Below are 1,863 nucleotides of genomic sequence, written 5' to 3'. Positions count from 1 at the left end.
CAAGCCCTCTGCTGCCTCCGCCCGATAATGCGATTCCTATTTTCATGGATTTAATTAGTGAATGAATGTATGTGCGTATGAGTGAATGTTTTTTTCGTTATCTTCAACTCTGTGCCTTTGTACCTTTGCAACTTATTACCTTTCTTAAACTTTCACAAAATCAGCTACTCTATAACCTTTTTCGGTTAGTTGAATCGTGGCTGCTTCGTGCGTTGGGTCGTGGTCGAAGATGATAGTCCAATTTTCTTCCACGGCTTGCTTCAACAACGCTTCTTTTTCGGACATTGTTTGTAGCGGACGCACATCGTAGCCCATCACGTAAGGAACAGGAATGTGTGCGTGCGATGGAATGGTATCGGCAATGTATAAATACGTTTTTTCACCGACACTTATTTTAGGCATTATCATTTTTTCGGTATGCCCATCGGCATAAAGCAAACTGATATTTTCTCCAAAAGGCTTCTCGGTTTTATCAGTAAACTTCAACGCCCCCGTTTCCTGCATCGGCATAATGTTTTCTTTCAAAAACGTGGCTTTTTCTCTTGGATTTGGCTTTGTTGCGGCCTCCCAATGCTCTGAGTGAGTCCAATAATTGGCATTCGGAAAAACCAATTCGAGTTGGTCTTTGGCGGTATTCCATTTTACGCTTCCTCCGCAATGGTCAAAATGCAAATGTGTACTAAGCACATCGGTAATTTCGTTGGGCGAATAACCCGCTTTTTTGATGGAATTTATCAAATCACCCTCGCCATGCCGAAAATAAAAACCTTGCCAACGAGCGTCTTGTTTATCGCCCATGCCGCTATCTACCAAAATCAGTTGTTTACCCGTATCAATCAACAAACAACGCATCGCCCAACTGCAAAGGTTATTTTCGTCGGCGGGTATTTGTTTGTTCCAGATTGTTTTTGGAACAACCCCAAACATCGCTCCACCGTCTAATTTAAAATGCCCAGCATCAATTACATGAATTTGCATATATTTTGCTAATTGTTTCTTAAATATACTTGTATGTAGTAAAATTAAATTTATAAATAAAAACTAACTTGCTGATTACTAAATTCTTCGCCTTACTTTTTTTTGAAAAAAAGTAACAAAAAAACACGAATCTTACAATCACCTCTCGAAAAATTTGGTAAAAAATCAAAAGAACTTTATAGATTTACTTTACCAAATTTTTCAAACGGCGTGTAAGATTCATTTAAGGTACATAATTTTATATATTTGCTTACGCTTTATATTTTAGGTTTTTATGTTACAAATATATCGAATATTCGCTCATTCACTCAATCTGTCATTCACTCATTAGATTTTAAATGCAAATACGTACCAAAATAGCCATTCAGTTTACTATCATTATTGCTGCAATTTTGATAATCTTTTCGTTGGCGATTTACTATACCTCAGAGAATTTTCGGAAACAAGAATTCTATAATCGTCTGACCGACCGAGCGGTTTTGACAGCTGGACTTTTGAAAGAATTAAAAATTACGGAAAAGGATAAAAAGAAACTTCGTGAAGCCAATAAAACTTTTTTAACTAAACTCAATGCAGAAAAAGTATTGATGTTTAATGAAAAAGATGAGCTGGTCTATTCCAGCTACAAAGCCGATTCTATTCTGTTTAGTCCAGATTTTTTGAATCAAGTACGTAAACAGAAGTATGTCGAAACCAGCGACTGGGAAAACCAAGTAATTGGTAAGATGTATGAAGATAAAGAGAAAAAAATGTATGTCGTGGTAGCATCAGCGAGTGATAAATATGGACAAGAAAAACTCAAAAACATCAGAGATACGCTCGTTATTAGCTTTATTATCGGCATTTTACTGACGGTATTTTTAGGGGTGATTTTTGCAGGACAAT

General features: G+C 36.6%; 1 protein-coding gene and 1 pseudogene. One reads left to right on the top strand and one right to left on the bottom strand.

All coding sequences use genetic code 11. The features are described 5' to 3' along the window. Positions 1 to 144 precede the first annotated feature (144 nt). A complete protein-coding gene (locus ACOVO2_RS24345) occupies positions 145 to 978 on the bottom strand; it encodes an MBL fold metallo-hydrolase (RefSeq protein ID WP_421772471.1) in 834 nt (277 codons plus the stop codon). A gap of 338 nt (positions 979 to 1,316) precedes the next feature. Between ACOVO2_RS24345 and ACOVO2_RS24340 the strand changes: the two are divergent. Further along, a pseudogene (locus ACOVO2_RS24340) lies at positions 1,317 to 1,863 on the top strand (sensor histidine kinase); the annotation flags it as partial.

Origin of the sequence: Emticicia sp. (genome assembly GCF_049241225.1) — a bacterium.
In the GTDB taxonomy this organism is placed as follows: Bacteria; Bacteroidota; Bacteroidia; order Cytophagales; family Spirosomataceae; genus Emticicia.
This window is presented reverse-complemented; position numbering and strand designations above follow the sequence as displayed.

Coding starts and splice junctions, on each gene's coding strand:
- ACOVO2_RS24345 (WP_421772471.1), bottom strand. CDS start 978: ATGCAAATTCATGTAATTGATGCTGGGCATTTTAAATTAGACGGTGGA.